This window comes from Enterobacillus tribolii (genome assembly GCF_003363015.1).
GTDB classification, from domain to species: domain Bacteria; phylum Pseudomonadota; class Gammaproteobacteria; order Enterobacterales; family Enterobacteriaceae; genus Enterobacillus; species Enterobacillus tribolii.
Map to the genome: position 1 here is coordinate 86,592 of NZ_QRAP01000002.1, position 22,596 is coordinate 109,187.

At 57.8% G+C, this 22,596-nt stretch carries 20 protein-coding genes and 3 tRNA genes; 20 read left to right on the top strand and 3 right to left on the bottom strand.

Going from position 1 to position 22,596, the window contains the following annotated elements; translation table 11 throughout:
* Positions 1-53: 53 nt before the first annotated feature.
* From orn to C8D90_RS05080, 4 genes are all read left to right on the top strand, one after another.
* A complete protein-coding gene (gene orn, locus C8D90_RS05065) occupies positions 54-599 on the top strand; it encodes an oligoribonuclease (protein ID WP_115457350.1) in 546 nt (181 codons plus the stop codon).
* Positions 600-793: 194 nt separating this feature from the next.
* Positions 794-869 (top strand) — tRNA-Gly (locus tag C8D90_RS05070).
* A 46-nt stretch (positions 870-915) separates the two neighbouring features.
* A tRNA-Gly gene (locus C8D90_RS05075) sits at positions 916-991 on the top strand.
* Positions 992-1,042: 51 nt separating this feature from the next.
* A tRNA-Gly gene (locus C8D90_RS05080) sits at positions 1,043-1,118 on the top strand.
* 318 nt (positions 1,119-1,436) lie between these two features.
* Here C8D90_RS05080 and queG read toward each other — a convergent pair.
* Entirely contained in the window at positions 1,437-2,576 is a 1,140-nt protein-coding gene (gene queG, locus C8D90_RS05085) for a tRNA epoxyqueuosine(34) reductase QueG (RefSeq protein WP_115457351.1), read from the bottom strand.
* Here queG and nnr point away from each other — a divergent pair.
* From nnr to C8D90_RS05160, 15 genes are all read left to right on the top strand, one after another.
* The gene (gene nnr / locus C8D90_RS05090) at positions 2,575-4,077 is read left to right on the top strand and encodes a bifunctional ADP-dependent NAD(P)H-hydrate dehydratase/NAD(P)H-hydrate epimerase (protein ID WP_115457352.1); all 1,503 of its coding nucleotides are present in this window, start codon (positions 2,575-2,577) and stop codon (positions 4,075-4,077) included. The genes queG and nnr overlap by 2 nt on opposite strands.
* A 39-nt stretch (positions 4,078-4,116) precedes the next feature.
* Positions 4,117-4,587 carry a tRNA (adenosine(37)-N6)-threonylcarbamoyltransferase complex ATPase subunit type 1 TsaE gene (gene tsaE / locus C8D90_RS05095; protein ID WP_115457353.1) on the top strand — a complete coding sequence of 157 codons (471 nt, stop codon included), beginning with the start codon at positions 4,117-4,119 and terminating at the stop codon, positions 4,585-4,587.
* A 60-nt stretch (positions 4,588-4,647) separates the two neighbouring features.
* The gene (amiB, locus tag C8D90_RS05100) at positions 4,648-6,345 is read left to right on the top strand and encodes an N-acetylmuramoyl-L-alanine amidase AmiB (RefSeq protein ID WP_407920637.1); all 1,698 of its coding nucleotides are present in this window, start codon (positions 4,648-4,650) and stop codon (positions 6,343-6,345) included.
* Between the two features lie 17 nt (positions 6,346-6,362).
* On the top strand, positions 6,363-8,252 hold the full coding sequence (gene mutL, locus C8D90_RS05105) for a DNA mismatch repair endonuclease MutL (RefSeq protein WP_115457355.1): 1,890 nt from the start codon (positions 6,363-6,365) through the stop codon (positions 8,250-8,252).
* Positions 8,253-8,297: 45 nt separating this feature from the next.
* Entirely contained in the window at positions 8,298-9,233 is a 936-nt protein-coding gene (gene miaA, locus C8D90_RS05110; RefSeq protein ID WP_115457356.1) for a tRNA (adenosine(37)-N6)-dimethylallyltransferase MiaA, read from the top strand.
* Positions 9,234-9,405: 172 nt separating this feature from the next.
* The gene (hfq, locus tag C8D90_RS05115) at positions 9,406-9,720 is read left to right on the top strand and encodes an RNA chaperone Hfq (protein WP_115457357.1); all 315 of its coding nucleotides are present in this window, start codon (positions 9,406-9,408) and stop codon (positions 9,718-9,720) included.
* 98 nt (positions 9,721-9,818) lie between these two features.
* Positions 9,819-11,099, top strand: coding sequence for a ribosome rescue GTPase HflX (hflX, locus tag C8D90_RS05120; RefSeq protein ID WP_115457358.1), 1,281 nt, complete (start codon positions 9,819-9,821; stop codon positions 11,097-11,099).
* A gap of 58 nt (positions 11,100-11,157) precedes the next feature.
* Entirely contained in the window at positions 11,158-12,414 is a 1,257-nt protein-coding gene (gene hflK / locus C8D90_RS05125; protein WP_115457359.1) for an FtsH protease activity modulator HflK, read from the top strand.
* A 3-nt stretch (positions 12,415-12,417) separates the two neighbouring features.
* Positions 12,418-13,413, top strand: a complete 996-nt coding sequence (hflC, locus tag C8D90_RS05130; protein ID WP_115457360.1) for a protease modulator HflC — start codon at positions 12,418-12,420, stop codon at positions 13,411-13,413.
* A gap of 83 nt (positions 13,414-13,496) precedes the next feature.
* Positions 13,497-13,691, top strand: coding sequence for a DUF2065 domain-containing protein (locus C8D90_RS05135; RefSeq protein WP_115457361.1), 195 nt, complete (start codon positions 13,497-13,499; stop codon positions 13,689-13,691).
* A gap of 110 nt (positions 13,692-13,801) precedes the next feature.
* Positions 13,802-15,100: an adenylosuccinate synthase gene (locus C8D90_RS05140; protein ID WP_115457362.1), complete on the top strand. Its 1,299-nt coding sequence runs from the start codon at positions 13,802-13,804 to the stop codon at positions 15,098-15,100.
* Between the two features lie 234 nt (positions 15,101-15,334).
* A complete protein-coding gene (gene nsrR, locus C8D90_RS05145) occupies positions 15,335-15,760 on the top strand; it encodes a nitric oxide-sensing transcriptional repressor NsrR (RefSeq protein ID WP_115457363.1) in 426 nt (141 codons plus the stop codon).
* Between the two features lie 65 nt (positions 15,761-15,825).
* On the top strand, positions 15,826-18,285 hold the full coding sequence (gene rnr, locus C8D90_RS05150) for a ribonuclease R (RefSeq protein ID WP_115457364.1): 2,460 nt from the start codon (positions 15,826-15,828) through the stop codon (positions 18,283-18,285).
* Positions 18,286-18,373: 88 nt separating this feature from the next.
* The gene (gene rlmB / locus C8D90_RS05155) at positions 18,374-19,105 is read left to right on the top strand and encodes a 23S rRNA (guanosine(2251)-2'-O)-methyltransferase RlmB (protein ID WP_115457365.1); all 732 of its coding nucleotides are present in this window, start codon (positions 18,374-18,376) and stop codon (positions 19,103-19,105) included.
* A 124-nt stretch (positions 19,106-19,229) separates the two neighbouring features.
* Positions 19,230-20,852 carry an isovaleryl-CoA dehydrogenase gene (locus C8D90_RS05160; protein WP_115457366.1) on the top strand — a complete coding sequence of 541 codons (1,623 nt, stop codon included), beginning with the start codon at positions 19,230-19,232 and terminating at the stop codon, positions 20,850-20,852.
* A gap of 24 nt (positions 20,853-20,876) precedes the next feature.
* Here the strand turns inward: C8D90_RS05160 and bsmA are convergent, their stop codons facing one another.
* Entirely contained in the window at positions 20,877-21,188 is a 312-nt protein-coding gene (bsmA, locus tag C8D90_RS05165) for a biofilm peroxide resistance protein BsmA (protein ID WP_115457367.1), read from the bottom strand.
* Between the two features lie 152 nt (positions 21,189-21,340).
* Between bsmA and yjfP the strand changes: the two genes are divergently transcribed.
* A complete protein-coding gene (gene yjfP / locus C8D90_RS05170; RefSeq protein ID WP_115457368.1) occupies positions 21,341-22,090 on the top strand; it encodes an esterase in 750 nt (249 codons plus the stop codon).
* A gap of 128 nt (positions 22,091-22,218) precedes the next feature.
* Here yjfP and C8D90_RS05175 read toward each other — a convergent pair whose 3' ends face one another.
* Positions 22,219-22,497: a YdgH/BhsA/McbA family protein gene (locus tag C8D90_RS05175; protein WP_115457369.1), complete on the bottom strand. Its 279-nt coding sequence runs from the start codon at positions 22,495-22,497 to the stop codon at positions 22,219-22,221.
* Positions 22,498-22,596: the final 99 nt, after the last annotated feature.

Sequence of the window (22,596 nt, forward strand, 5' to 3'; positions counted from 1 at the left end):
GGCTAAAAAGAATATCATACACGGGAACTGATGTAGTGGAGAGTGGGGGTGTAATGAGTACGAATGAGAGCAATTTGATCTGGATCGATCTGGAAATGACCGGATTGGATCCAGAACGGGATCGGATTATTGAGATCGCCACGCTGGTGACCGATGCGAACCTGAATATTCTGGCTGAAGGTCCGGTGCTGGCCGTGCATCAGAGCGACGAACAACTGGCGCTGATGGATGAGTGGAACGTGCGCACCCATACCGGCAGCGGCCTGGTACAGCGGGTGAAAGAGAGCCGGGACGACGATGCGTCGGCGGAGCAAAAAACGCTGGCGTTTTTGCGTCAGTGGGTGCCGGCCGGCCGTTCGCCGATCTGCGGCAACAGTGTGGGGCAGGATCGCCGTTTCCTGTTTCGCTATATGCCGGAACTCGAAACCTATTTTCACTACCGCTATCTGGACGTGAGTACGCTGAAAGAGCTGGCGCGGCGCTGGAAGCCTGAGATTCTTGATGGTTTTCAAAAGCGTAATACCCATCAGGCGCTGGATGACATACGTGAGTCGGTGGCGGAGCTGGCTTACTACCGGGAACACTTTATCAAGCTGTGATGCCCGGCCTGCGCGATGTTTGAACGATGGTTGCCGATAATTTATCCGTCATGGCGTTTTTATCGGCAATCGAACGCGTTAGCAGGTTTTTTCCGGGGAGGGGCTTGCAGCGCACTGAAATTCTCGTATAATGCGCACCCCGTACCGATGCAGAATTGTGAGCGCAAAATGCCTGTCTGCAAGGTACGCAGTGTGCGGGAATAGCTCAGTTGGTAGAGCACAACCTTGCCAAGGTTGGGGTCGCGAGTTCGAGTCTCGTTTCCCGCTCCAAATTTAGAAGGTCGTGTTACGGCCGGATAAAAAAAGCAGTGCCATTGCGGGAATAGCTCAGTTGGTAGAGCACAACCTTGCCAAGGTTGGGGTCGCGAGTTCGAGTCTCGTTTCCCGCTCCAAAATTCAAAACGCCGTTATCGTTATGGTGTCGGTGCCAGAAGCATCACTCAGCGGGAATAGCTCAGTTGGTAGAGCACAACCTTGCCAAGGTTGGGGTCGCGAGTTCGAGTCTCGTTTCCCGCTCCAATTTTCTCATCATGTCAATTCGTTAAATTATCCGTCATCCGGATAAGCGCTTTCTTCCTCTTTTCCCAAGAGGAGCCGAAAATTCCATGAACAGAGTTATCCACAGACAGTGGCGTGATGACGTGTTCCCCGGGAAATGTGATCCAGGGAAAGAGAATTATGTAACTGGCTAATAAGTAAGGGATTATTTTTAGGCCCGAAATGCTATCTGGATCACTTGCCCTTTCTCTGCGTTTTGAATAACAAAGCAATTCTATTTTTATGCACAGGCAAAGGCGTGCAGAATTTCACACTATAAACGCAGCTATATGCGGAGTGTTATGCATCGCGGGGAAGCCCTTTTTCAACGGCCCGGACCAGCCGGTTTTGCTGGCTGTTGAGCACTTCAATACCCTGAGCTGCGCGTTTTATTTTCTGTTGTTCCATCGCCCATATAATGTGCTCATCCAGCATAGCCGATATTCCTAATCTTGCCCGTAATGCGACAAAAATTTGCTCTTCGTAAGGAGCATTACCCAGCGCTACGCTGATATTACGCAGCCAGCGTGCATAGCCGATACGCCGGATGGCCGAGCCTTCCGTTACTTTCAGAAATGTTGCTTCATCCCAGGCAAACAACGTCAGCAATTCCGGGGTATGAAGCTGCCGGCGGGGGCTGAAATCTTCTTCGTCGGTCAGTTGGGAAAAACGGTTCCAGGGGCAAATCATCTGGCAGTCGTCACAGCCATAAATACGATTGCCCATCAGAGGGCGGAATTCTTCCGGGATCGCGCCGTCCAGTTCGATGGTTAAGTAAGAAATGCAACGGCGTGCGTCGACCACATAGGGTTCGACGATAGCGCCGGTCGGGCAGGTCGTCATGCAGGCTACGCAGCGGCCGCATTGTTCCCCCTGCGGGGAGTCCACCGGCAAAGGTAAATCGATCAACAGCTCGCCAAGAAAGAACCAGGAGCCTGCGTCGCGGTTGAGCAGCAGTGAGTGTTTACCCACCCAGCCAAGACCGGCTTTAGCGGCCAGCGGTCTCTCCAGCAGCGGTGCGGAATCCACGAAAGGGCGGAAATTGGTGTCAGTGCAATGTTCCTGAATCATCTCACCCAGTTTTTTCAGACGATTGCGCAGCAGCTTATGGTAGTCCCTCCCCAGGGCATAGCGGCTGATGTAGCCCAGGCGCGGATTTTTCAGCGTACTGGCGAAGGCGGCTTTGGCGGGCAGGTAATTCATCCGCACGCTGATCACCCGCAGCGTACCGGGCAGCAGTTCATGCGGACGGGCGCGCATCATACCGTGGCGCGCCATCCATGCCATTTCTCCATGGTATTGTTTATCCAGCCATTCCTGCAGGCGCGGCTCTTCTGCGCTAAGATCGGTATCGCAGATGCCGACCTGCTGAAAGCCTAGTGATTGCCCCCATTGCTTGATATGTTGGGCTAGCTGATTGAGATCCAGGGGGTAAGACATGATGAGCCGGTATCCGAAAAGGGTCGTACCAAGTTTACCACACTCTGTTTATCCTGCGGACTGGATGAAAGAGGGTGAAGTTCGGGCCGCGGAGACGCTGGGCCTGACGCTCTATCATCTGATGGAACGCGCAGGCCGTGCGGCGTTTAACCGCTGCCGGCAATACTATCCTCTGGTGCGCCGCTGGCTGGTGCTGTGCGGGCATGGAAATAACGGCGGCGACGGCTACGTGGTCGCCCGCCTGGCGCGCGCCGCCGGGATTCACGTTACGCTGATGGCGGTGGATGCAGGAGCGCGTCCGTTGCCGCCGGAAGCATCCCAGGCCCGTGAAGCGTGGCTGCGCGCCGGGGGCGAAATTGCGGTCGCCGGGCCGGCGCTGCCGCAGGAGGCGGGGCTTATCATTGACGGCCTGCTTGGCATCGGGCTGAAATCCGCGCCGCGCGCGCCTTATGACACCCTGATTGAGGCGATAAACCGCCATCCGGCGCCGGTAATGGCGCTGGATATTCCCTCTGGCCTGGACGCGGACACCGGCTATGCTGCTGGTAGCGTCGTGCGGGCGACGCATACCCAGACGTTTATCGGCCTCAAGCCGGGGCATCTGACCGGGCAGGCGCGCGACTGGGTCGGATGCCTGCACTGCGATGCCCTAGGGCTGGAAACGTGGTTGGCCGGTGAGCCGGTGCCGATGTCCCGCTGGGACCGCAGCGATGTATCCCGCTGGCTGTCTGCGCGGCGCCCTTGTTCTCACAAAGGTGAAAATGGCCGTCTGCTGCTGATCGGCGGCGATCATGGTATGGCCGGCGCTATTCGTATGGCCGCCGAGGCATCGTTGCGCAGCGGGGCGGGTTTGGTGCGAGTGCTTACTCACAATGAACATATTGGTCCGCTGCTGACGGCGCGCCCGGAGCTGATGGCTCAGGAACTGACTGCGACGACGCTGCGGGCCTCGTTGGAATGGGCGGATGTTATCGTCATCGGCCCCGGATTGGGCCAGGATGTCTGGGGCCAGAAGGCGCTGGAACTGACGCGCCAATCCAATAAAATGGCGCTGTGGGACGCGGATGCGTTAAATTTATTGGCGCAGAAGCCGGATGTGCGGCAAAACCGTATACTGACGCCGCATCCGGGCGAGGCCGCGCGCCTGCTCAAAAGTTCTGTGGCGCAGGTTGAACGTGATCGCCCGGCCGCTGTCAGAGAGTTGCAGCGTCGTTACGGCGGCGTGGTGGTGCTTAAGGGCGCAGGAACGCTGATTGCCGGGGAGGACGGGATTTCCGTCGCTGACGTAGGCAACCCCGGCATGGGAAGCGGTGGGATGGGCGACGTACTCTCTGGTATTATCGGCGGTTTACTGGCGCAAAAACTCCCGGCCTATGGCGCGGCCTGCGCCGGCGTGGTGGTACACGGCGCCGCCGCGGATCGCGTGGCGGAAAAAAACGGGGAGCGGGGAATGATTGCGACGGACTTGCTGCCGGAGATTTCCCTGCTGGTTAATCCCTGAGACCGGTTGATAACAAGAACAGGTAATAAGCATATTGCTATGAAAGAAATCGTTTTACCTCTGGCGGATGAAGCGGCGACCGTTGCGCTGGGCGCTGCCCTGGCGAAGGCGTGTGAACGCGCTACCGTCATTCATCTTTCCGGCGAGTTGGGCGCGGGAAAAACCACCTTCAGCCGTGGCTTTCTTCAGGCCCGTGGTCATCAGGGCAACGTAAAAAGCCCGACCTATACGCTGGTTGAGCCCTATATGCTGGAGCCGATGCCGGTTTACCATTTCGATTTATATCGCCTGGCCGATCCGGAAGAGCTGGAATTTATGGGGATCCGGGACTATTTTTCCGGCGATGCGCTGTGCCTGGTAGAATGGCCGGTACAGGGCGCGGGCGTGCTGCCCGATCCTGACGTTTCCCTGGCGCTCAGCTATCAGGGAACGGGCCGCCAGGCCGTGTTACGGGCGGAAAGCGCCTGGGGTGAGCAATTACTGACTGCGTTTAGCGCGGCACGGGGTTAACCACGGATGGCTCACATAGGAAAACGAATAAGCGCGTTGTTGTGGCCGCTTTTGCTCGGGATGCTGCTGATAACATCCGCTCAGGGCGCACAGATTACCAATATCCAGGTTTCTAACGGCAGTAGTGAAGCGCGGGTCACGCTGAGTTTCAGCGGTACTCCGGTTTATTCGCATGCCACGCAGCACAACCCGAATCGGGTGACGGTAGACATCAGCGACAGCCGGCGTATCACCGGCGGCTTACCGATGAATTTCAGCGGTTCAAATCTGCTCAGCCGCATTCGCGCCGGCGACGCGCAGGGTGAGAATCAGGTGCGCCTGATTTTCGATATGACGCGCAAAACCCGCGCCCGTGCCGTGACGCAGGGCAATACGGTTATTTTTACGCTGACGGCGGAGCAAACCTCGTCCACGCGCAGCCCGGCGGCGGCTACAACCAGTCGTCAGCCCGCCCGCAGTACGGCGGGTACTGCCGCCCCGGCCCGCGCCAGCACGCCGAAGGGCGCGAATCCGTTTAATCAGGGTTCTAAGCCGCTGGCTGCGACGGAGGCGGACATTCCCGCCGTGCCGGTTACCCGGCCGAGCGGCGGCGGTTCCTCCACGAATCGGGTCGTGGTGGCGATCGATGCCGGCCATGGCGGGCAGGATCCCGGTGCTATCGGCGGCAATGGGCTGCGTGAGAAAAACGTCACGCTGGCGATTGCCCGCCGCCTGAAAACGCTGATGGACAGCGATCCGATGTTTAAACCGGTGCTGACCCGCGACGGAGATTACTTCATCTCCGTTATGGGCCGCTCGGACGTTGCGCGCCGGCAGCAGGCTAACCTGCTGGTGTCCATCCATGCCGACGCCGCGCCTAACCGCAGCGCGACCGGCGCTTCGGTGTGGGTGTTGTCCAACCGCCGTGCCAACAGTGAAATGGCCGGTTGGCTGGAGCAACACGAGAAACAGTCTGAGTTGCTGGGCGGCGCGGGTGACGTGCTGGCCAACAGCGGCGACGATAAATATCTCAGCCAGGCGGTTCTGGATCTGCAGTTCGGGCATTCGCAACGGGTAGGGTATGACGTCGCGGTGCAGGTATTGCGCCAACTGCGTGGGGTCGGCGATCTGCATAAGAGCCGGCCGGAGCATGCCAGCCTTGGCGTGCTGAGGTCGCCGGATATTCCTTCGCTGTTGGTGGAGACGGGCTTTATCAGCAACGCGGGTGAAGAGCGGTTGCTGGGCAGCAGTAATTATCAGGAAAAGGTCGCGCAGGCGATTTATAAGGGGGTACGCAGCTACTTTATCGCGCACCCGTTGCAATCCGACCCAAAGGTCGAAAACCGGCCGCTGGGAGTAGTGGCGGCCGGTAGTAAAGCTCAGGGAAGCAAGCAAAAAACGACGCAATCATCCCGTACCGGCGTCTCTGCGGCGCCGGGCCGGACGCAGGTTCACGTGGTTAAGGCAGGAGAGACGTTGCTGGGGATCGCCAACCGTTACGGCACCACCCTGACGTCCCTGATGAAACTGAATAACCTGAAAAAGGACGGTGTCTGGATCGGGCAGCGTCTGAAGGTGCCGGCGGGTGCGGCCGCAACGCAGAGCCGCGCGCCGGCTGCCGGTAAGAGCAGGAAAGTGACTCATACGGTGAAGCGCGGAGACACGCTGACGAACATTGCCGCCAGATACGGCGTCAGCATGAGTAAGATCCGCGAAGCAAACAAAATGAAATCCAGTGACGTGCAGCTAGGACAGCGGCTGATTATTCCGCAGTCATAAAACAGTAAGGATAACCGATGCCGATACAGGTTTTACCCCCGCAGCTCGCCAACCAGATTGCCGCCGGCGAAGTGGTTGAACGCCCGGCCTCGGTGGTGAAGGAACTGGTCGAAAACAGCCTGGATGCGGGGGCGACCCGCATTGATATCGAAATAGAGCGCGGCGGCGCCAGGCTTATCCGTATCCGTGATAATGGCGGCGGCATCGGGAAGGATGAGCTGGCGCTGGCGCTGGCGCGCCATGCGACCAGCAAAATCAGCACGCTGGACGATCTGGAAGCGATTATGAGCCTCGGCTTTCGTGGTGAGGCGCTGGCCAGCATCAGCTCGGTTTCGCGCCTGACGCTGACGTCGCGTACCCGGGATCAAAACGAAGCATGGCAGGCTTATGCCGAAGGCCGCGACATGGCGGTCAGCGTGAAACCTGCCGCGCACCCGGTAGGGACGACGGTTGAAGTGTTGGATCTGTTCTACAACACGCCGGCGCGGCGCAAGTTCCTGCGTACGGAAAAAACGGAGTTCACGCATATCGACGAGGTGATCCGGCGTATTGCGCTGGCGCGTTTCGACGTAGCGCTGAACCTGCATCACAACGGCAAGCTGGTCCGCCAGTATCGTGCGGTGGCGGAGGGTGCGGCGAAAGAGCGGCGTTTGGGCGCTATTTGCGGTAGCCCGTTCCTGCAACACGCTCTGGCGCTGGAGTGGGAGCACGGCGAACTGGCGATCCGCGGTTGGGTAGCCGACCCGCGCGCCGCCGGTCAGCCGCCGGACATGCAATACAGCTACGTGAACGGCCGTATGATGCGCGACAAGCTGATTACGCACGCCATCCGCCAGGCGTATCAGGACTTGCTGAGCGCAGATCAACAACCGGCGTACGTGCTGTATCTTCAGGTCGATCCGCATCAGGTCGATGTCAACGTCCATCCGGCCAAGCACGAGGTTCGTTTTCATCAGGCCAGGCTGGTGCATGATTTTATCTATCAGGCCGTCTTGACGGTGTTGCAGCAGGCTTCGAAACCGGCGCTGCCCATCGGCGACGGGCAGGAAACGCCGGTGTGGGAACCCGAAAACCGGGCTGCGGCGGGCGTTAATCAGTTTAATCGTCAACCCTCCGGCCAGAGCGCGGCGCGTGAAAGCGAGCCTGGATACGGCGCTTCGCCCGGTCGTGCTTCTTCTGGTCAGCGTGCTGCGGGTTTCACGCCGCCAGTGCGTGAAGGAGAACGCTACCAGAAACGGGAAGGCGAGCTTTACCAGCGTTTGATGAAAACGGAACCCTCGCCAACCCCGCCTCCTGCCGTGCGCGAACCGGTCGTCTCCCGCGACGAACCATTGCCCGGCTTCGGCGACACCAGCTTCGGCCGGGTATTGATGATTCATGCCGGGCGTTTTGCGCTGGTTGAACATCCGCGGGGCGTGGCCTTGCTGGCGCTGGATGTGGCGGAGCGCTACCTGCGCGAGGCGCAGCTGACGCCGGGAGAGGATGGGCTGCGGCCGCAGCCGTTGTTGATTCCGGTTAAGCTGACGCTGAACGGGCCGGAATTGCTTGGCGCGCAGCAACAGGCGGCGATTTTGCAGCAACTCGGCATTGAGATTCAGTTGGATCGACAGCGGGCGACGCTGCGCGCCGTGCCTTTGCCGTTGCGCCAGCAAAACCTGCCGCAACTGGTGCCCGCATTTCTGGCTTATTTGGGCACGGAAGAAAATGCGAATACTGCCCGGGCAGCACACTGGCTGGCCGGGCAACTGAACGCCGAAAGCGAGGACTGGACCGTCGGGCGCGCCATTCAATTACTGGCAGACGTCGAACGCCTGTGTCCGGATCGGGTAAAATCACCGCCGCCATCGCTGCTGGCGATGGTAGATTTGAATTCCGTATTGAAATTGTTGAAGTCCGACACTATATAAACGGCAACGGCTTCCTGATAATCCAACTGGTTAACTGATTACGTAATGACTCGGCTTCCTCCCGCCATTTTTATCATGGGTCCGACCGCATCGGGCAAAACTGCGCTGGCGATGGCGCTGCATAAGCGTTTTCCCGTGGATGTCATCAGCGTTGATTCCGCGTTGATTTACCGCGGTATGGATGTCGGCACTGCGAAACCGACGGCGCAGGAGCTGGCGGCCACGCCGCACCGCCTGATCGACATCCGCGATCCGGCGCAGGCATATTCCGCGGCCGACTTTCGCAGCGATGCGTTGCGCGAAATGGCGGCGATCACCGCCGCAGGCCGGATTCCGCTGCTGGTGGGCGGCACCATGCTCTATTTCAAGGCGCTGCTGGAAGGACTTTCCCCGCTTCCTGCGGCGGATCCTGTGGTGCGTGAAGAGATCGAACGGCGGGCGGCGACGGAAGGATGGGAGGCATTACACCATCAGCTCAGTGAGATTGATCCGGTGTCTGCCAATCGGATTCATCCAAATGATCCCCAGAGACTGAGTCGCGCACTGGAAGTTTTTTTCATTTCAGGTAAAACTTTAACTGAACTGACTAAAATTTCAGGTGAATCGTTGCCTTATCAGGTTTATCAGTTCGCCATCGCACCGGCAACACGAGAACTGTTGCATCAGCGTATTGAGTTGCGTTTCAGGCAGATGCTGGACGCAGGTTTTGAAGCCGAAGCCAGAAAACTTTTTGTTCGCAACGACTTGCATATGGATTTGCCTTCCATTCGTTGTGTTGGCTACCGTCAGATGTGGTCTTATTTATCTGGCGAAATCAACTACGATGAAATGGTTTATCGCGGTATTTGTGCGACGCGCCAACTGGCGAAACGCCAAATGACATGGCTGCGGGGTTGGGATTCTGTTCAATGGCTTGACAGCGATTGTCCGGAAGATGCCTTCAACGCCGTGGCACAGGTTGTTAGTGCATCGCTTGGGTGATTGTGTACAATTGGAACTCGGTTCGGATGCATTTTCGTCCGCCGGCGTTAACAGTTGGTACTCAAGTGCGCAAATTTTTACGCAGTTTATTTTAGTTTGGAACCCTAAGGTTCTTAGTAAAAGACAATATTGTTATATACAACAAGCAACTAGCAAATAAGGAAAAGATAGAATGGCTAAGGGGCAATCTTTGCAAGATCCGTTCTTGAACGCATTGCGTCGCGAACGGGTCCCTGTTTCGATCTATTTGGTCAATGGTATTAAACTGCAAGGTCAGATCGAGTCTTTTGACCAGTTCGTTATTTTATTGAAGAACACCGTCAGCCAGATGGTTTACAAACACGCGATTTCTACCGTGGTGCCTTCACGTCCGGTTTCTCATCACGGTAATAATCCGGGTGGCCCAGGCGGAGCGGGAAGCAATTATCATCACGGTGGGAACCAGTCCTCTGCGCAATCGTCTCAGGACAATGATGACGCTGAATAAAGCGTTGCAGTTCTTTTTTATGTCGGGGAATGTACAGGCTTATCATAAACCTGTGTTCCCCGTTCTCATCGGGTATTGCCGTTTGAGAGGTTTTCCGTTTGTTTGACCGTTACGAAGCCGGTGAGCAGGCCGTATTGGTTCACATCTACTTCTCCCAGGAAAAAGATACCGAAGATCTCAGAGAGTTTGAGTCGTTGGTTTCCTCAGCAGGGGTTGAAGCGTTGCAGGTTATTACCGGTAACCGCAAAGCCCCGCATCCGAAATATTTCGTTGGTGAAGGTAAGGCTGAAGAGATCGCCCAGGCTGTGCATGCGACTGAAGCCAGCGTGGTGCTGTTTGATCACGCCCTGACGCCGGCGCAGGAACGCAACCTGGAGCGGTTATGCCAGTGCCGGGTGATCGATCGCACCGGCTTGATCCTCGATATCTTTGCCCAGCGCGCCCGCACGCATGAAGGTAAATTACAGGTTGAGCTGGCGCAGTTGCGCCATCTGGCGACCCGCCTGGTGCGGGGCTGGACTCACCTGGAACGCCAGAAAGGCGGGATTGGCCTGCGCGGGCCGGGGGAAACCCAGCTGGAAACGGACCGCCGCCTGCTGCGCGACCGCATCCGACAGATTCTTTCCCGCCTTGAGCGGGTGGAAAAACAGCGCGAGCAGGGCCGTCGCGCCCGAACGCGCGCTGACGTGCCTACCGTTTCCCTGGTGGGCTATACCAACGCCGGCAAGTCGACGCTGTTCAATCAGATCACGCAGGCGCAGGTGTATGCCGCCGATCAACTGTTTGCCACGCTGGATCCGACCTTGCGCCGGATCGAGGTTGCGGACGTCGGGGACACGGTGTTGGCCGATACGGTGGGTTTCATCCGCCATTTGCCGCACGATTTGGTGGCGGCGTTTAAGGCTACGCTGCAAGAAACCCGTCAGGCTTCACTGTTATTACACGTAATAGATGCATCTGATGCGCGTATTGATGAGAATATTGCGGCCGTGAATACGGTGCTGGCTGAAATTGAGGCAGACGAGATCCCCGTGCTGCTGATCATGAACAAAATCGATATGCTGGATGAGTTTGAGCCGCGTATTGATCGAAATGATGAAAATCGGCCTGTGCGGGTTTGGCTTTCGGCGCAGACCGGGGCGGGCATTGATTTATTATTTCAGGCGCTGACTGAACGGCTGAGCGGTGAAATTGCTCATTACACCTTGCGGTTGCCGCCGCAGGCCGGACGTTTGCGCAGTCGCTTTTACCAGCTTCAGGCGATTGAGAAAGAGTGGGCGGAAGAGGACGGCAGTATCGGATTACTTGTCCGGCTACCCGTTGTGGACTGGCGTCGTCTCTGTAAGCAGGAACTGGATTTGACGAGCTTTATCGTTTAATCATTGCCTGTTAGATTGAACCTGAAGTACACCAATCATAAAAGAATGGAGCTAAAACATGGCGTGGAATCAGCCCGGTAACAACGGACAGGACCGCGATCCGTGGGGGAGCAGCAATAATAATGGCGGCAACTCTGGCGGAAACAACAAAGGTGGGCGCGATCAGGGCCCGCCGGATCTGGATGATATCTTCCGTAAGCTGAGCAAAAAGCTGGGTGGACTGGGAGGTAACAAAGGGTCCGGTGGCGGCGGCACCAGCAGTACGCCTCGCCCGCCAGTGGGCGGCAAGGTGGTCGGCCTTGCCGTGGCCGCCGTCGTCGTCATCTGGGCCGCCAGCGGTTTCTATACGATTAAAGAAGCCGAGCGCGGTGTCGTGACCCGTTTTGGGAAATTCGATCATCAGGTGCAGCCTGGTCTGAACTGGAAACCGACGTTTGTCGACGAAGTTATGCCGGTCAACGTGGAGTCGGTGCGTGAACTGGCCGCGTCAGGGGTGATGTTGACCTCCGACGAAAACGTGGTGCGCGTGGAAATGAACGTACAGTACCGCGTAACTAATCCGGAGCAGTACCTGTTTAACGTGACCAATGCGGATGACAGCCTGCGTCAGGCTACCGACAGCGCGCTGCGCGCGGTCATCGGTAAATACACGATGGACAAGATCCTGACGGAAGGTCGTACCATCATCCGTACCGATACCCAGAAAGTCCTGGAAGAAACCATCAAGCCTTACCGGATGGGCATCACGCTGCTGGACGTAAACTTCCAGGCGGCGCGTCCGCCGGAGGAAGTGAAGGCCGCGTTTGACGATGCGATCGCCGCGCGTGAGAACGAGCAGCAATACATCCGTGAAGCCGAAGCTTACGCCAACGAAGTGCAGCCGCGTGCCAACGGTCAGGCGCAGCGTATTCTTGAAGACGCGAAAGCCTACAAAGATCGTACCGTACTGGAAGCGCAGGGTGAGGTTGGTCGTTTTGCCCGCCTGCTGCCGGAGTACAAGGCATCGCCGGAAATCACCCGCGAGCGTCTGTACCTCGAAACCATGGAACGCGTGCTGAGCCATACCCGCAAGGTGCTGGTGGACGACAAGAGCAACAACCTGATGGTGTTGCCGCTTGATCAACTGATGCGCGGCAAGGCGCCCGCCGCGGAGAGCGCAAATCAGGATACCAGCCTGATTCGCCTCAATCCGCCGCCGTCGGCCTCGGCCCAGAAGAGTTCGGGCAGCAGCAACAGCAGTTCGTCCGGCAGTATCATGGATCAGCGCCGGGCCGATGCCCAGCGTAATGACACCGTCCGCGTAGGGAGAGAATAACCGATGCGTAAGTCTTTTTTACTGATACTCATCGTCGTGCTGGTGGTGCTGTATGCTTCGCTGTTCGTGGTGCATGAAGGGCAGCGTGGTATCGTGCTGCGTTTCGGCAAAGTTCTGCGTGACGATGAGAACAAGCCCCTGGTTTATGTGCCGGGCCTGCATTTAAAGATTCCTTTCATCGAATCGGTGAAAATGCTGGATGCGCGTATTCAGACCATGGATAACCAGGCTGACCGTTTCGTCACCAAAGAGAAGAAAGACCTGATTGTGGATTCTTACCTCAAGTGGCGCATCAGCGACTTCAGCCGTTACTATCTGGCGACCGGCGGCGGCGATATTTCCCAGGCGGAAGTGTTGCTCAAGCGTAAGTTCAGTGACCGTCTGCGTTCTGAGATTGGTCGTCTGGATATCAAAGACATCGTTACCGACTCGCGCGGTAAGCTGATGGAAGACGTGCGTGATGCGCTGAACACCGGTACGACCGACGATGTCGCGGCCTCAACCGAAGCGGATGACGCCATTGCCAGCGCAGCGGCCCGTGTGGAGCGTGAAACCACCGGCAAGCAGCCGCAGGTGAACCCGAACAGTATGGCCGCCCTGGGTATCCAGGTGGTCGACGTGCGTATCAAGCAGATCAACCTGCCGACCGAAGTGTCGGACGCGATCTACCAGCGTATGCGCGCCGAGCGTGAAGCCGTGGCGCGTCGTCACCGTTCACAGGGTCAGGAAGAGGCAGAGAAGCTGCGTGCGACGGCGGACTATGAAGTCACCCGTACGCTGGCAGAGGCGGAGCGTCAGAGCCGCCTGATTCGCGGTGAAGGGGATGCGCTGGCAGCGAAGCTGTTTGCCGACGCCTTCAGCCAGGATCCGGATTTCTTCGCCTTCATCCGCAGCCTGCGTGCTTATGAAGCCAGCTTCAAAGACGGTCAGGACGTGATGGTTCTGCGTCCGGACAGCGATTTCTTCAAATTCATGAGATCGCCGGGCGGCTCGAAGTAAGTAACCGCCAGTCGTACAGGCCCGTTTCGTACGGGCCTTTTTTTTGCCCGCTGTTATGGTGGCGGGCGGCCAAGGAGTGAAGCATGAACAATACGATTTGGATGGCGTTGGGGCTGGTATTGGTGCTGGAAGGACTGGGGCCGATGTTTTTCCCGCGCGCCTGGCGCCGGATGATTCAAACCATGACCCAACTGCCGGATTCGACGCTGCGCCGCTATGGCGGCGGCCTGGTGGTGGCCGGTTTTGTTATTTATTACATGCTGCGCAGCCGGATGTGAGCGGAAGGTTGCCGGTGCGGCTAAATTTCTGCGCAATCGTGTGCGAAAAGTGCTACAAAGCGAAGAATTGAGATGCTAGAATCCATTTTTAACAACTGGTGAATAGTGAAATGGGTAGAAACGTCGTCGTACTGGGCACCCAATGGGGTGACGAAGGTAAGGGCAAGGTCGTAGACCTATTAACTGAGCGGGCTAAATACGTTGTACGCTATCAGGGCGGACACAACGCAGGCCACACGCTGGTCATCAACGGTGAAAAAACCGTTCTTCATTTGATCCCCTCCGGTATCTTGCGTGAAAACGTAACCAGCATTATTGCTAATGGCGTGGTTTTGGCGCCGGATGCGCTCATGCGTGAAATGAGCGAGCTGGAAGCGCGTGGCATTCCGGTGCGTGAGCGTCTGCTGCTGTCGGAAGCCTGTCCGCTGATCCTGCCTTATCATGTGGCGCTGGACAATGCGCGTGAAAAAGCGCGCGGGGCGAAGGCCATCGGCACCACCGGCCGCGGCATCGGTCCGGCTTATGAAGATAAAGTTGCCCGCCGGGGTCTGCGCGTCGGCGATCTGTTCAATAAAGAAACCTTTGCCGTCAAGCTGAAAGAAATTATGGATTACCATAACTTCCAGCTGGTGAACTATTACAAAGTAGACGCCGTCGACTATCAGACCGTGCTGAAAGATGTGCTGACAGTGGCCGACATCCTGACCGGTATGGTGGTGGACGTGGCCGATCTGCTGAACAAGGCACACCGCAAAGGCGAGCTGATCATGTTTGAAGGCGCGCAAGGCACGCTGCTGGACATCGATCACGGCACCTATCCGTACGTTACCTCTTCCAATACCACCGCCGGTGGCGTTGCGACCGGTTCCGGCATCGGCCCGCGTTGCGTGGACTACGTGCTGGGCATCGTGAAGGCTTACTCTACCCGCGTGGGCGCCGGTCCGTTCCCGACCGAGCTGTTTGACGACGTGGGCGAATTCCTGTGCACCAAGGGCAATGAATTCGGCGCAACCACCGGACGCCGCCGCCGTACCGGCTGGCTGGACGCCGTGGCCGTGCGTCGTGCCGTGGAGCTGAACTCTCTCTCCGGCTTCTGCATGACCAAACTGGACGTGCTGGATGGCCTGGACGAGGTGAAAATCTGCGTGGGCTACCGCATGCCGGACGGGCGCGAAGTTGACGTGACCCCGCTGGCCGCCGAAGCGTGGGAAGGCATCGAGCCGATTTACGAAGTGCTGCCCGGCTGGAAGGAAAGCACCTTCGGCGTGAAAGAGCACAGCAAGCTGCCGCAGGCGGCGCTGAACTACATCAAGCGCGTGGAAGAAGTGACCGGCGTGCCGGTTGATATTATCTCCACCGGTCCGGATCGTGAAGAAACCATGATCCTGCGCGACCCGTTTGATGCATAACGCATTGTTTTCTCCTCAATAAGCCGGGCACAAGCCCGGCTTATTGCTATCCGGGTGTTCCCTGCGCCGGATCGCTTTTTCTCTCTTAACGTCCTGCTTTTCATGAAAGCATTAGTCGCTTTTATCCCGGCTGGTTTATTATTCAGATAATGCTTTCATTTTCAGGCGTGAAACGCGCCGTTGAGCGATAACCCGTTGTCAGCGGATGACGATATACGTGGAACAGAGGTATTTGTGCAGTTAACAAGTTTTACTGATTTTGGTTTACGGGCGCTGATTTACATGGCCTCCCTTCCGCCGGACAAAATGACCAGCATCACGGAAGTGACGCAGGTTTACGGCGTGTCACGCAATCATATGGTGAAAATCATCAATCAGCTCAGTCGTGCCGGATTCGTGACCGCCGTTCGCGGCAAGAATGGCGGCATCAGGCTGGGGCGTCCGGCGAAAATGATCCGTATCGGCGACGTGGTTCGCGAACTGGAGCCGCTTTCCCTGGTGAACTGTACGCAGGAATTTTGTCACATCACTCCGGCCTGCCGGTTGAAATCCGTGTTGCAGAAGGCCATTGCCGCTTTTCTGGCCGAGCTTGATAACTGCACGTTGGCCGAATTAATTGATGAAAACCAACCCCTTTATAAGCTGTTGCTGGTGGAATAATTCCGGCCTGGCCGGTGTTACCGCGCGAACAGCGACCGCATAGTGATGACAACGGAGGAACCGCGATGTCACAAGATCCTTTTCTGGAGCGCGAGGCGGAAAAGTATGCCTCTCCCATCCCAAGCCGGGAATTCATTCTGTCTCTTCTGGCACAGCGTAAAACCCCTGCCAGCCGGGAAGAGTTGGCCGCAGAGCTGAATCTGACCAGCGAAGAGGACCTGGAAGCCTTACGCCGCCGTTTACGGGCGATGGAGCGTGACGGGCAACTGGTCTTTACCCGCCGGCAGTGTTACGCCCTGCCGGAGCGCCTGGACATGGTGAAAGGCACCGTTATCGGCCATCGCGACGGCTATGGCTTCCTGCGCGTTGAAGGCAGCAAAGACGACATTTACCTTTCCGCAGAGCAGATGAAACAGTGCATCCATGGCGATGTGGTGCTGGCTCAGCCGCTGGGCGAAGATCGCCGCGGGCGGCGTGAGGCGCGCATCGTACGCGTGCTGGTGCCGCGTACCGGGCAAATCGTCGGTCGCTATTTCACCGAGGCGGGAATGGGCTTCGTGGTGCCGGATGACAGCCGGCTGAGCTTCGATATTTTGATTCCGCCTGAGTTCATCGCGGGTGCGCGTATGGGCTACGTGGTGGTGGTGGAGCTGACCCAGCGCGCCACCCGCCGCACCAAAGCAATCGGTAAGATCGTTGAAGTGCTGGGCGATAACATGGGTACCGGCATGGCGGTGGATATCGCTCTGCGTACGCATGAAATTCCCCATACCTGGCCGCCGCAGGTCGAGAAGCAGGTCGCCGGCCTGAAAGAGCAGGTGCCGGAAGCGGCGAAAAAGGGCCGTGTGGATCTGCGTGAACTGCCGTTGGTGACCATTGACGGCGAGGACGCCCGTGACTTCGACGATGCGGTCTACTGCGAGAAGAAGCGCGGCGGCGGCTGGCGGCTGTGGGTGGCGATCGCCGACGTGAGTTACTACGTTCGTCCCGGCACCGCGTTGGATGCAGAAGCGCGCAGCCGAGGAAACTCGGTGTATTTCCCTTCCCAGGTGGTGCCGATGCTGCCTGAGGTGCTGTCCAACGGGCTGTGCTCGCTGAACCCGCAGGTTGATCGCCTGTGCATGGTGTGCGAAATGACGATTTCCGCTCAGGGCCGGCTCTCGACCTATAAATTCTATGAAGCGGTGATGAGCTCGCATGCGCGCATGACCTACACCAAGGTGGCCCATATTCTGGACGGCGATGCGGAACTGCGCGAGCAATATCAGGCGCTGGTGAAGCCGCTGGAAGAACTGCACAGCCTGTATAAGGTGCTGGATCACGCCCGTGAAATCCGCGGCGGTATTGGTTTTGAAACCGAAGAAGCTAAATTTATTTTTAACGCCGAACGCCGGATCGAACGCATTGAACCGACGGTGCGTAACGATGCGCACAAGCTGATCGAAGAGTGCATGATTCTGGCTAACATCGCCGCCGCGCGCTTTGTGGAGAAGAATCAGGAGCCGGCGCTGTACCGGGTGCATGACGGCCCCAGCGAGGATCGTCTGACGGCGCTGCGCAGCGTGCTGGCCGAACTGGGGCTGACCCTGGGCGGAGGAACGAAACCGGCACCGAAAGATTATGCGGAGCTGATGGATCAGGTGGCGGATCGTCCCGACCATGAAATGCTGCAAACCATGCTGCTGCGTTCGATGAAGCAAGCGGTGTACGATCCGGAAAACCGCGGCCACTTCGGGCTGGCGCTGACGGCCTATGCGCATTTCACCTCGCCGATCCGTCGTTATCCGGACCTGACGTTGCACCGTGCTATCAAATATCTGTTAGCCAGGCAGCACGGTGCGTCGCAGGACAAGTTGACCAAAACGGGCGGGTGGCATTATCACGAAGAAGATATGCTGCAACTGGGCGAACACTGTTCCATGACGGAGCGTCGCGCCGATGAAGCGACCCGCGACGTGGCGGACTGGTTGAAGTGCGATTTCATGCAGGATCAGGTCGGTCAGACCTTTAGCGGCGTGATTTCCAGCGTGACGGGATTCGGTTTCTTCGTCAGGCTGGACGATCTGTTTATCGATGGCCTGGTGCACGTTTCCGCTCTGGACAACGACTATTACCGCTTTGATAACGTAGGGCAACGCCTGGTCGGTGAGTCTTCCGGGCAGATGTATCGCCTGGGCGATAAGGTTCAGATCCGTGTGGATGCGGTGCATATGGATGAGCGGAAGATTGATTTCGCCCTGATTTCCAGCGAGAGAACGCCGCGCGGCGAGGGCAAGACGGCGCGTACCAAGGCGAAACGCGCATCGGGCGACGCACCGGTAAATGCACGCGGTAAACCGCGTGGCGGCAAGAAGCCCGCCAACTTTGAGCCGGACAGCGCTTTCCGTAAGGACAAGAAAGAAAAGTCAGGCAAAAAAGTAAAGGCGAAAGAGAAAAGCAAAGTAAAAAAGGCGTCGGCGAAAACTAAAAAAATCGCTGCCGCCACCAAGGCAAAGCGGGCTGCCAAGAAGAAAAGCGCAGAGTAAAATCAGCGCTCATCATCAATCATGGGCGGCAATGGCCGCCCGTTAATTTTTTATTGTGCCGCCGTAAGACGGGGCGATATGCGGAACTATGAGCGAAATAATTTACGGTATTCATGCGGTTAAGGCGTTGCTGGAGCGCGATCCTCAGCGCTTTCTTGAGGTTTTTATCCTGAAAGGGCGTGACGATCGCCGACTGCATCCGCTGATTGCGGAGCTGGAGCAGATGGGGATCAAGATCCAGGTGGCAAACCGGCAGTGGTTGGACGAAAAAGTGGAAGGCGCGGTGCATCAGGGGATCGTGGCGCGGGTTAAACCCGGTCGCCAATATCAGGAAAACGATCTGCCGGATCTGCTGGAAAACGTGGAGACGCCGTTCCTGCTAATCCTCGACGGCGTGACCGATCCGCATAATCTGGGCGCTTGCCTGCGCTGTGCAGACGCAGCCGGCGTACATGCGATCATTGTGCCGCGCGATCGTTCTGCGCAGTTGAACGCCACGGCGAAAAAGGTCGCCAGCGGCGCGGCGGAGACGGTTCCGTTGATCCGGGTAACGAATCTGGCGCGTACCATGCGCTTTTTGCAGGAGCAAAACATCTGGATTGTCGGCACCGCCGGCGAAGCCGACCACAACCTGTATCAGAGCAAAATGACCGGGCCGATGGCGCTGGTGATGGGCGCAGAGGGTGAAGGTATGCGCCGCCTGACGCGTGAACATTGCGATGAGCTGATCAGCATTCCGATGGCGGGCAGCGTTTCTTCGCTGAATGTGTCGGTTGCCACCGGTATTTGTTTGTTTGAGGCCGTGCGCCAGCGCGGTTGAGTTCCCCTTCGCATTCCCCAGGGCGGGTTTCCGCCCTTTTTCTTGCCTGCTTTCCCTTCTCCGGCAAAAGCGCCGTTAGCGGCCATAATAAAGTTGTCCGGAGGCAGAAGGAGGGAAAGCGATCATGTCGTGGCAAACCCATACCGTATTCAATCAGCCCAAACCGTTAAGCAACAGCAATCTTTACCTTTCCGATACGGCGTTGCAGGAGGCCGTAGCGCGCGAGGGGGCCGGCTGGGATCATGCGCTGTTAACCGCCATCGGCCTTCAGCTAGGTTCGGCAGAGTCGCTGGAGCTGGGGCGGATGGCGAATCTGAATCCTCCGGAGCTGCTGCGCTATGACGCCTGCGGCAACCGGATTGACGAGGTTCGCTTTCATCCCGCCTGGCACATGCTGATGCAGGGGCTGGCGGAAAACCGCGTGCATAATCTTCCCTGGCAGGAAAGCGCGCCTGTCGGCGCTGTTGTTGCACGTGCCGCCCGTTTTTTGCTGCATGCGCAGGTTGAGGCCGGCACATTGTGCCCGATCACCATGACGGCCGGGGCGATTCCGTTACTGCGTAACATGCTGCCTGCCGCCATGAAGGATTGGCTGCCGCTTTTGCTTTCCGATCGCTACGATGCGCGCGGGCTTCCGGCAGAGCAGAAGCGCGGATTATTGATCGGCATGGGAATGACGGAAAAGCAAGGGGGGTCTGACGTGCTGAGCAACACCACCCGCGCCGTACCGCTGGGCAACGATGGGGCGTACCGTATTACCGGTCATAAGTGGTTTTTCTCCGTACCGCAGAGTGACGCACACCTGGTACTGGCGCAGGCGGAAGGCGGGATATCCTGTTTTTTGCTGCCACGGCTCCTGCCGGACGGCACTCACAACGCGGTACATATCGAGCGCCTGAAAGACAAAGTGGGTAACCGCTCTAACGCCAGCGCGGAAGTGGAGTTTCACGACGCGACGGGCTGGCTGTTGGGCGAGGAAGGGGAGGGTGTCCGCCTGATTCTGCAGATGGGCGGTGCGACACGTTTTGACTGCGCGCTGGGCAGCCACGCCCTGATGCGGCGTGCGTTTACGGTGGCGTTGTACCATGCGCTGCAGCGCAGAACCTTCGGTAAAGTGCTGGCCGAACAGCCTTTGATGCGTCAGGTGTTGTGCAATATGGCGTTGGTGCTGGAGGGGCAGACGGCGCTGCTGTTTCGTCTGGCGCACGCCTGGGAAGAAAAAAACGATCCGTTGGCGCCGGCATTCTGCCGGCTGATGACGCCGGCGGCGAAGTTTGTCATCTGCAAGCGGGGAACACCGTTCGTGGCGGAAGCCATGGAGGCGCTCGGCGGCATGGGGTATTGCGAAGAATCGGAGCTGGCGCGTATCTATCGGGAAACCCCGGTTAACAGCATCTGGGAGGGCTCCGGCAACATTATGTGCCTGGACGTGCTGCGGGTACTGCACAAGGTGCCGGACGTTGCGGAGATGCTGACCCAGGAAGTGCAGAAGGTGAAGGGGCAAAACCGCCACTTTGACCGGCTGTGGCGGCAGCTTCAGCCTCATCTGCGCACGGCGGGGCCGGAGTCCGGCCGGGATATTGCGACGGCGCTGGTAAAAATAGTCAGCGCCGTCCAGATATTGCAGTATGCGCCGGAGAGTATCGCCGGCGCCTGGTGCCGCGCAGAACTGGATAACCGGGGAAATGCCCGGATACCGGAGAAAACATGTATGGCGCTTTTACTGCGCGCCGCAGGACGGGAATAGCTCGGCTATTCCCGCGTCAGGGCATTATTTGTACAGGATCGCCTGGGTATACCAGCGCCCCGGCATCACGGTTTCATCCACCATGATGACGTAGTAGTAGCTCGCGCCAGACGCATCGGCCCGCTTCTGAATCACTTCCGCCGCGTTCATCGGGCTGCCGTAAACCGTTGCGCTGATGGTGCCCATGCGCGTCAGTCCTTCGGTCTGGTTACGCCGGATTTCCTGGGCATGCCCCGCCGTTGCCGCCGGCGGTGGTTCCGGGGTTCCCTGCATAACGCTGCAGGCCGTGAGGGAAAGGCTCAAAAGTAATGCGGGGACAAGAAGTATTTTTTTCATCTTGTTACCAGAGGTTATCGGGAAAAGTTATCGCTATCGTAACATGATTTTCACCGGGCGCGTCCGAACCGATAAGAAAAGGTTGTGTCCGGGAAATGGCGGACACATTATGGAACCGGAGACGTGAACATAAAAGATTACGGGAGAATGAGATGGTTGAAATGTTTGCCGAATATGCCGGTGGTATCCCCGTTTTGCATGCCGTACCCGCCGGGCAACGTGACGCCGTGTTGCCGACGGTATTTTTCCATCACGGTTTTCTGTCATCAAAAGAGATGTACTCTTATTTCGGTTACGTGCTGGCGGAGCGGGGATTGCGCGTGATTTTGCCCGAAGCGGATATGCACGGCGAACGTTTCAATGGCGATGAGTCATACCGGCTTACGCATTTCTGGGATATTTTGCGCCGCAACGTGGATGAACTCCCGCAACTGGTTGAACACTACCGCAGCCGCGGGCTGATTGCGCCGGGGCGACTGGGTGTTGCCGGCGTCTCGCTGGGGGGGATGACCACGCTGGCGGCGAAAGCCCGTTATGACTGGATCGATGCAGCCGCGGCGCTGATGGGCTCAGGGTATTTCCTCTCTCTGGCCCACACATTATTTCCGCCTTTCCGGCCGGAGAGTGAAGAGGAAAAGCGTCGGTTTGCGCAAGATATCGCACCATTAGCGCAGTATGAGATTGGCCACCAGTTAGAAAAGGTGGCTGACCGCCCATTATTTCTCTGGCACGGTTTGGCTGACGACCTGGTGCCGGCCGCCGAAAGCGCCCGTCTGATGGCGGAATTGGGTGCCAGGGGGTTGCTGGAGAAGGTGGTATACCGTACGGAGGCGGGGATCGCGCATAAAATCACCGTGAACGCGCAAGTGGAGTGCTGTCGTTTCTTTGAGGAATACCTGTGACGGACGATAAAAAAACCGTACACCGGGGTGGGTGTACGGGTAAAAGCCGTGTTTCTTCTGTTATTTTTATCTCCGGGCAGGTTCTCCGGATGTCTTACTGCATACGGGTATAGCGTGTGGCGCGGGAGCTAATTGCGGTACAACGCGGCGCTGACGTGCAGCAGCCCGTTGCCCTCCGGCTCGTACATCTTAATAATCTGGAAGTGGCGCGCGCCTCTTGCGTCGGCCATCTGCCTGATTTCCGGCAGCGCCTCGCTGACGGAGGTCACGTTGTGGTCCACCGTAACGACGGCAAATTCGCCGGAAGCCAGATTGGCAGCCTGTCTGGCGGTGATTTCAGTCGCGGCGAATGTTTGTGTGGCGGCAAAAAGCGTAAATGTCGTCACGAGGGCAGTCAGCCTTTTCATATAGACTCCTCGGGATTGTATCTTATTGATGCAGGTGATTTTTAACCGGTGGCGTGTGATGACGTACCGTGAATGGTGCCAGTCTAGCGATTTGGCGCC

Coding starts and splice junctions, on each gene's coding strand:
- hflC (WP_115457360.1), top strand. CDS start 12,418: ATGCGTAAGTCTTTTTTACTGATACTCATCGTCGTGCTGGTGGTGCTG.
- yjfP (WP_115457368.1), top strand. CDS start 21,341: ATGGTTGAAATGTTTGCCGAATATGCCGGTGGTATCCCCGTTTTGCAT.
- miaA (WP_115457356.1), top strand. CDS start 8,298: ATGACTCGGCTTCCTCCCGCCATTTTTATCATGGGTCCGACCGCATCG.
- mutL (WP_115457355.1), top strand. CDS start 6,363: ATGCCGATACAGGTTTTACCCCCGCAGCTCGCCAACCAGATTGCCGCC.
- bsmA (WP_115457367.1), bottom strand. CDS start 21,188: ATGAAAAAAATACTTCTTGTCCCCGCATTACTTTTGAGCCTTTCCCTC.
- hfq (WP_115457357.1), top strand. CDS start 9,406: ATGGCTAAGGGGCAATCTTTGCAAGATCCGTTCTTGAACGCATTGCGT.
- orn (WP_115457350.1), top strand. CDS start 54: ATGAGTACGAATGAGAGCAATTTGATCTGGATCGATCTGGAAATGACC.
- rlmB (WP_115457365.1), top strand. CDS start 18,374: ATGAGCGAAATAATTTACGGTATTCATGCGGTTAAGGCGTTGCTGGAG.
- C8D90_RS05140 (WP_115457362.1), top strand. CDS start 13,802: ATGGGTAGAAACGTCGTCGTACTGGGCACCCAATGGGGTGACGAAGGT.
- nnr (WP_115457352.1), top strand. CDS start 2,575: ATGATGAGCCGGTATCCGAAAAGGGTCGTACCAAGTTTACCACACTCT.
- C8D90_RS05175 (WP_115457369.1), bottom strand. CDS start 22,497: ATGAAAAGGCTGACTGCCCTCGTGACGACATTTACGCTTTTTGCCGCC.
- amiB (WP_407920637.1), top strand. CDS start 4,648: ATGCTGCTGATAACATCCGCTCAGGGCGCACAGATTACCAATATCCAG.
- queG (WP_115457351.1), bottom strand. CDS start 2,576: ATGTCTTACCCCCTGGATCTCAATCAGCTAGCCCAACATATCAAGCAA.
- C8D90_RS05135 (WP_115457361.1), top strand. CDS start 13,497: ATGAACAATACGATTTGGATGGCGTTGGGGCTGGTATTGGTGCTGGAA.
- C8D90_RS05160 (WP_115457366.1), top strand. CDS start 19,230: ATGTCGTGGCAAACCCATACCGTATTCAATCAGCCCAAACCGTTAAGC.
- tsaE (WP_115457353.1), top strand. CDS start 4,117: ATGAAAGAAATCGTTTTACCTCTGGCGGATGAAGCGGCGACCGTTGCG.
- hflK (WP_115457359.1), top strand. CDS start 11,158: ATGGCGTGGAATCAGCCCGGTAACAACGGACAGGACCGCGATCCGTGG.
- rnr (WP_115457364.1), top strand. CDS start 15,826: ATGTCACAAGATCCTTTTCTGGAGCGCGAGGCGGAAAAGTATGCCTCT.